Source organism: Streptomyces himastatinicus ATCC 53653, assembly GCF_000158915.1.
GTDB classification, from domain to species: Bacteria; Actinomycetota; Actinomycetes; order Streptomycetales; family Streptomycetaceae; genus Streptomyces; species Streptomyces himastatinicus.
On record NZ_GG657754.1, the window covers coordinates 6,561,643 to 6,567,889 of the forward strand.

General features: G+C 73.7%; 7 protein-coding genes and 2 pseudogenes. All 9 read left to right on the forward strand.

Going from position 1 to position 6,247, the window contains the following annotated elements; translation table 11 throughout:
• Positions 1-511, forward strand: a pseudogene (locus SSOG_RS54955) (hypothetical protein); the annotation flags it as partial.
• Positions 511-1,491 carry a hypothetical protein gene (locus tag SSOG_RS27960; protein WP_009717617.1) on the forward strand — a complete coding sequence of 327 codons (981 nt, stop codon included), beginning with the start codon at positions 511-513 and terminating at the stop codon, positions 1,489-1,491. The pseudogene SSOG_RS54955 and the gene SSOG_RS27960, both read left to right, overlap by 1 nt.
• Positions 1,491-2,672: a beta-ketoacyl-[acyl-carrier-protein] synthase family protein gene (locus SSOG_RS57560; protein WP_009717618.1), complete on the forward strand. Its 1,182-nt coding sequence runs from the start codon at positions 1,491-1,493 to the stop codon at positions 2,670-2,672. The genes SSOG_RS27960 and SSOG_RS57560 overlap by 1 nt, the downstream gene beginning before the upstream one ends.
• Positions 2,672-3,607, forward strand: coding sequence for a beta-ketoacyl synthase N-terminal-like domain-containing protein (locus SSOG_RS27970; RefSeq protein ID WP_009717619.1), 936 nt, complete (start codon positions 2,672-2,674; stop codon positions 3,605-3,607). The genes SSOG_RS57560 and SSOG_RS27970 overlap by 1 nt, the downstream gene beginning before the upstream one ends.
• Positions 3,608-3,641: 34 nt before the next feature.
• Positions 3,642-4,433 (forward strand): SDR family oxidoreductase, encoded by a 792-nt coding sequence (locus SSOG_RS27975; RefSeq protein WP_009717620.1) that lies wholly within the window; start codon positions 3,642-3,644, stop codon positions 4,431-4,433.
• Positions 4,430-4,756 carry a hypothetical protein gene (locus SSOG_RS27980; RefSeq protein WP_009717621.1) on the forward strand — a complete coding sequence of 109 codons (327 nt, stop codon included), beginning with the start codon at positions 4,430-4,432 and terminating at the stop codon, positions 4,754-4,756. The genes SSOG_RS27975 and SSOG_RS27980 overlap by 4 nt, the downstream gene beginning before the upstream one ends.
• Entirely contained in the window at positions 4,756-5,163 is a 408-nt protein-coding gene (locus tag SSOG_RS27985) for a hypothetical protein (protein WP_039938876.1), read from the forward strand. Before SSOG_RS27980 ends, SSOG_RS27985 begins: the two co-directional genes overlap by 1 nt.
• A gap of 3 nt (positions 5,164-5,166) precedes the next feature.
• The gene (locus SSOG_RS27990; RefSeq protein WP_009717623.1) at positions 5,167-5,583 is read left to right on the forward strand and encodes a hypothetical protein; all 417 of its coding nucleotides are present in this window, start codon (positions 5,167-5,169) and stop codon (positions 5,581-5,583) included.
• Positions 5,584-5,624: 41 nt separating this feature from the next.
• Positions 5,625-6,247: pseudogene (locus SSOG_RS54005) on the forward strand (beta-ketoacyl synthase N-terminal-like domain-containing protein); the annotation flags it as partial.

The window sequence follows — 6,247 nt, forward strand, 5'->3', positions numbered from 1 at the left end:
GTCGTGGAGGACCTGCTCGCCCGCCCGGCCGACGACCTGCTGGACGGGCGCCGCCGCCCTCGTCGTGGAGGGCGCGCGCTGGGCGGAGGAGCGCGGGGCGCGCGCCGTCGCCGTCCTGGGGCCGTACGAGCGCCGGGCGGGGCTCGCGGGCTGCGTCCGGGCGCTGCTGCCGGAGGGCGGCGAGAGGCCGGGCGTCTGGTTCACCCCGGAGCGCTACGAGGAGCCGGGCGCCGACGTCGGCTCCCCCGTGCCCCCGGCCGTACCGCGCCACGACGTCACCACCGCCGTCGGCCGCGCCTCCGGCGCGCTCGGCGTCCTCCAGTGCGCCGCCGCGGTCGGCTGGTTCGGCGTGGAAGGGGCCGGAGCCGGGGAGGGCGAGGCGCTGATCACCAGCGGCGACGACACGGCGGACGCCGTGGCCGGGCTGCTGCTGCGCGGGCCGGGCGAGCCCCTTCCAGAGGTTTCCGCAAGGTCAGCGATGTCAGCGATTTCAGCCATGGAGTGCACCTGATGAGAGCCGCCGCCCCGCCGATGTCGACGAAGGCCCTGCTGGCCGACACCACCACGGTGCGGCTGCGTCCGCGGTACGAGGGCTCCAACATCTGCACGTGGATCGGCTTCAAACACGTCAACTACCTCATCGAGGAGGCGGTGCTCGTCCACTTCGCCCGCTGCGGGGCACCCGCCCGACGGCTGTACGAGGAGCACGGCCTCGGGCTGGACATCGTGGCGCTGGACAGCCGCATCCTGCACGCCTTCCACATGGACGACGACGCCGAGGCCGAGGTGGTGCCGCGCACCTCCGACGGCGATACGGCGCTCACCTTCCGGGTGACCCTCCGGGTCGTGCGCGACGGCTCCGTACTCAAGGCCGTCACCGCCACGGTCCGGGTCTCGCTGCGCGCCGACTCGTATCTGACGGGGCCCGCCGAACCGCCCGGCGAGTTCGGCCGGTTCACGGTGGACCGGCTGGGCGAAGGGGCGCCCGCCGAGCCGTCCCCTGCGGTGCCGGACGGCGACGAGGACGCCGTACTGGCGGCGCTCACGGAGGGCCGTAACGCCCACGCCTGGAAGTGGAACATCACCTACCCCTACTGCCACTTCACCGAGCGGCTCCAGATGTCCGGCTATCTGCGGCTGATGGAGGAGGCCAAGGACCGCTTCGTGAAGTCCCGCGGCATCTCCATCAAGACCCTGCTGGACGACCGCCGGTGGATACCCGTCGTGCCGCGCTCCTGGATTCGCGTCACCGACGAGGCGCTGATGGAAGAGGACCTGTACACCGTCTACACGGTGGAGGAGATCTTCAAGGACCTCACCTACACCGCCCGTATGGACTGTTACGCGGTCCGCGACGGCGCGCTCACCCTCACCGCCACCGGCGGCATCGTGCACGGCTACGCACTGATCGAGAACCGCCGCGACTGGCATCTGGTCCCCTTCGACCAGCGGGTGCTGGACGCGCTGTCCGGAAAGTCGAGCGGCACCTGATGGACGACATCACGGTCACCGGAGTGGGGGCGCTGTCCCCGCTGGGCACGGGCGTCGACGCCTTCTGGCGCGGTATGCACACCGCGCGCACCGCCCCGTCCCGGGTGCCCGATCCGCTCGCCCGCATGGACCATCCGCGGATGTATCTGGTGCCCGAGGCCGACGTGCCGGACGGGCCCGCGGAGTGGGAGGGGCTGCCGCTGGGGCGCGGTTCGCGGTTCGCGATCGAGGCGGCCCGGCAGGCGGCCGAGGACGCCGGGCTCTCCGCGTGGGGGAGTGTCGATCCGCGCCGGGTGGCCGTCGTGATCAGCAGCGGCATGGGCGATACGGAGCTGCACGAGGCGTGGTGGACGGGCGAGGCCCCGGGCTCCGGCCGCTGGGCGCCCGTCTTCCCGGTCGCCTCGGTGGTCGGCGGTCTGCTCGGCGCGCGCGGTCCCAATACGTGCGTCAGCAACGCCTGTTCGGCCAGTGGTTACGCGCTGTCCGTCGCGGCCGACCTGATCCGCTCGGGCGAGGCGGACGTGGTGTTCGCGGGCGGCGCCGAGGCGTACTCGCGGGTCGCGCTCGCCTGCTTCAACCGGCTCGGCGCCATCGACCCCGAGAGCTGCCGCCCGTTCGCCGCCGACCGGCGCGGCACGGTCTTCGGCGAGGGCGCCGCCGTCCTGGTCCTGGAGTCCGCCGCGCACGCCCGCGCGCGCGGCGCCGGGCCCGGCTACGCCCGCCTCGTGGGCACCGGCTGGAGCTGCGACGCCCACCACGCGACCGCGCCCGAGCCCGACGGCGAGCAGATCGAGCGCGCGATGCGCCAGGCGCTGCGCGACGCGGGCGAGGCGGACGGGGACGAGGTCGGTTTCGTCGTGCCGCACGGCACCGGCACCGACCTCAACGACGTGGTGGAGAGCCGGGTGCTGGCCGCGGTGACCCCCCACTCCCCGCTGTACAGCCTGAAGGCGCTCATCGGCCACACCGGCGGCGCGGCGGGCGCGTTCGCCGCGCTGTCCGCCGCCCTGATGCTGCACCACCACACCCTGCCGCCGAACGTGCCCGTCGGGGCGGCCGATCCGGAGTGCCCGGTGCCGCTGCCGTCCGGGAGCACCCCGCTGAACGGTGGATACGGGCTGGTCAACGCCTATGCGTTCGGCGGCAACAACATCTCCCTCGTCCTCGCGGAGGCCCGCTGATGGATCTCGTGGTCACCGGGGTGGGCGATGTGGACGCGGACGGCTTCGACTTCCGTGACGAGCTGGGCCGCCGCGGCTACAAGTACCTGCCCAGCGCCTCCCAGTACGTGCTGGCCGCCGCCAAGCGCGCCCTCGCCGACGCGGGCGAGGACGCCCTGACGGCGGCCGACCCCGAGCGCCGCGGCGCCGCGGTGGGCACCAACAGCGCGGCCACCGCCCTGCACCACGCCATGGACCGGACGGTCACCGGCGCGGGCGCGGGCGATCTGAGCCCGGCCCTCGCGCCGTACTTCTCCATCAACCTCTTCGGCAGCCGACTGGCCACCGAACACGACCTCAAGGGCTTCAACCTCACCCTCACCAGCCCCCGTATCGCGGGCCTGGAGGCGCTCCAGACCGGCGCCCGCGCCCTCGCCGCGGGCCGCGCCTCCCGGCTGCTCGCCGGGGCGACCGAGGAGGCGCTGCCGGAGGGCGAGCCGGGGGCGGACACCTCGGAGGCGGGTGCCGTCGCGCTGCTGCTGGAGCCCGCGGCGGCCGTCGCGGAGCGCGGCGGACGGGCGTACGGGCGCATCGGTGTCCGTACGTTCTTCCTGCCGCCCGCCCTCGCCGCCTCGGACGGCGGCGCCGGGCAGGCGGCGGAGGCGCTGCGGGACGCGCTCGCCGCCCTCGGCCACCGGCCGGGCACCCCGCTGACCGTCACCGCCGTCCTGGACGGCTCCCCGGTCGGCGAGGCGGTCGCGCATGCCTTGGACGAGGGGGCCGAACGCATCCCGGCGGGCGCGGGCTGCCTGGCGCCGATGGCACGTATCGCCGCCGCCCTGCGGACCCGGCCGGACCACGCACACGCCGTCGTCACGGCGGCGGCCGAGGGAAACACCGCCGTCTGCCTGGTCACCCCGGGCGGATCCGGCGGCGCGGAAGCGAGCAGCCGATGAGCGGACGACGCGGACCACGGAGGGCGAGCGGCCGATGATCACCTCACTCGAAGGATCCTGGTGCCTGGTGCTGGGCGCCTCCAGCGGCATGGGCCTGGCCATCGCGCACGAGATGGCCCGCGCGGGCGTGAGCATCCTGGGCATCCACTTCGACACCACCGAAGGACAGCAGAAGGCGGCGGTCGCCCAGGAGGAGATGCGCGCGCACGGTGTCGAGGCGCACTTCTTCAACGCCAACGCCGCCTCCGCCCGCACCCGCGAGGAGCTGCTGCCGAGGTTCGAGGAACTGACCGGCGGCAAGGGCGTACGCGTCCTGGTGCACTCCCTCGCGTTCGGCACCCTGCTGCCGTACGTCACCCCCGACGGCGAAGGGAGCCTCACGTCCCGTCAGATGAACATGACGCTCGACGTGATGGCGCACTCGCTCGTCTACTGGACCCAGGACCTGTTCACCGCGGGCCTGCTGCGCAAGGGCTCCAAGGTGTACGCGATGACCTCCGCCGGAGGCGCCCGCGTGATGCCCCACTACGGCGCCGTCTCCGCCGCCAAGGCCGCCCTGGAGTCCCATGTACGCCAACTCGCCCTGGAACTCGCCCCGTCGGGCATCGCCGTCAACGCGCTGCGCGCCGGGGTCACCCCGACCCCGTCCATGGAGCGCATCCCCGACAGCGAGCGGCTCGCCGAGTACGCCAAGGACCTCAACCCGCACCGGCGGCTCACCCGCCCGGAGGACGTCGCCGAGGCGGTCTCGCTGCTGTCCCGTACCGACTCCTCCTGGATCACCGGCAATGTGATCGGTGTGGACGGCGGTGAACTCCTCACATGACGGACCATCTGCTGATCGAGAGCGGCGGCCCGCAGACCGGGCCCGCCTGCGAGCGCTTCGTCGGCGACGCCACACGGCTGGCCGGGGACGGCCACCGGGTGGTGCTGTTCCTCGTCGAGAACGGCGTCACCGCCGCCCTCCCCGGCGCCGCGCCCGGCATCGAGACGTTCCTGCGCGGCGGCGGCGAGGTGTGGGTGGACACCTTCTCGGCCGCCCAGCGCGCCCTGCCCGCCACCGATCTCGCCGCCGACGTCCGCATGGTGGAGATGGACGACGTGGCGGCCAAGCTGCTGGAACCCCAGGTACGGGCGGTGTGGCACTGATGGCCCGTCCCATACCCGCCACCGACGTGCTCCTCAACCTCTTCGGCGCGCCCCACCAGAGCGACCTGGTCACCTCGGCGCTCCGGCTGGCCACCGCGCTGCTCGACCGCGGCGCCCGGGTGCAGATCTGGACCTGCGGCGACGCCACCGGCCTGACCAGCGCGGCCCTCGGCGACACCAAGCCGCGCGACCTCACCGACCTGGAGCGCCGCCATCCGTCCACCGCGCTGATCGTCCGCAATCTGCTCGCCGACCACCCCGACCGGCTCTACTGGTACGTCTGCCGCTTCTGCGCCGACGACCGGGGCGCCGCCGACCAGATCCCCCAGGTCAGCAAGCGGTCCCCGTTCCTGTTCGCCGAGCACGTCAAGGCGGCGGACAAGGCCCTGGTCATGGGGGTGTGCTGAACCATGCCCGGCGAAGTCATTCAAGAACGTGCTCGCTGGCTGCTGATCATGGAGAAGGCGTACCGCGGATCGGTCGAGACCCAGTTCGCGGACGCCCTCTACGTCGTACCCGATCTGCACCGGCAGAGCGGCGGGGGCTGCGATCTGGCGCTGCGCGGACCCGCCGTCGGCTACGCCGTGCGCACCGTCGCCCCCCAGCCGCCGCTGCGCCTCGGCGGGCGCACCCTCGACACCCTGCCCGATCCGCGCGCGTCCGTGACGAAGGTGCTCGACGCCGGGGTGACCGTGCTGGTCGAGGAGCCCGATCTGGCCGCGCTGGGGCGCACCGCCGCCGACCGGCTGCTGCCCGGCGTCCAGGTGATCGAGCCGTACGGGCTCGCCGCGCGCTGGCCCTCCTACGAACAGGTGTGGTTCCTGTGAGCACCCCGTCCGGCCCCCGGGCCACAACCGAAGGAGTACCGATGGTCAACGCTCCCGCCACGGTCGGCCCGGTCATCTCCGCCTGGACCGCCGTATCGCCCCTGGGGCTGCGGGCCGCGGACTTCAGCAGCGGTCTGGGGTCCGGGCGCGGCACCGGGAAGCCGCTGGACCCCGAGGAGTGGTCGGTGCCGTTCCGCGAGGCGTGCCTCGTACCGGACTTCCACATCCGGGAGATCCTCGGCCGGAAGAACACCCGCTCCATGGACCGGGTCACCGGCCTCGCCGTCACCGCGATCCGCCATCTGCTCTCCGGCGAGCGGGAGGAGAAGGCCGGTGACGGGGCCGGGCGGCTGCCGGGCGTCGGCGAGCACACCGGTCTGGCGCTGGGCACCAGCACCGGAAGCGCCCAGTCCATCATGGACTTCACCCGTGACTCGCTCGTCAGCGCCAAGCCCTTCTTCGTGGACCCGGCCCGCTTCCCCAACACGGTGATGAACTGCGCCGCCGGGCAGTCCGCCATCTGGCACGGGCTCAAGGGCCCCAACGCCACCATCGCGGGCGGCAGGGCCGCCGGGCTGCTCACCCTGCGGGTACGCGCTGCGGCTCCAGCGCGCCGGGCGCGCCCGCACCGTGCTGTGCGGAGCGGTCGAGGAGTTCACCTCCG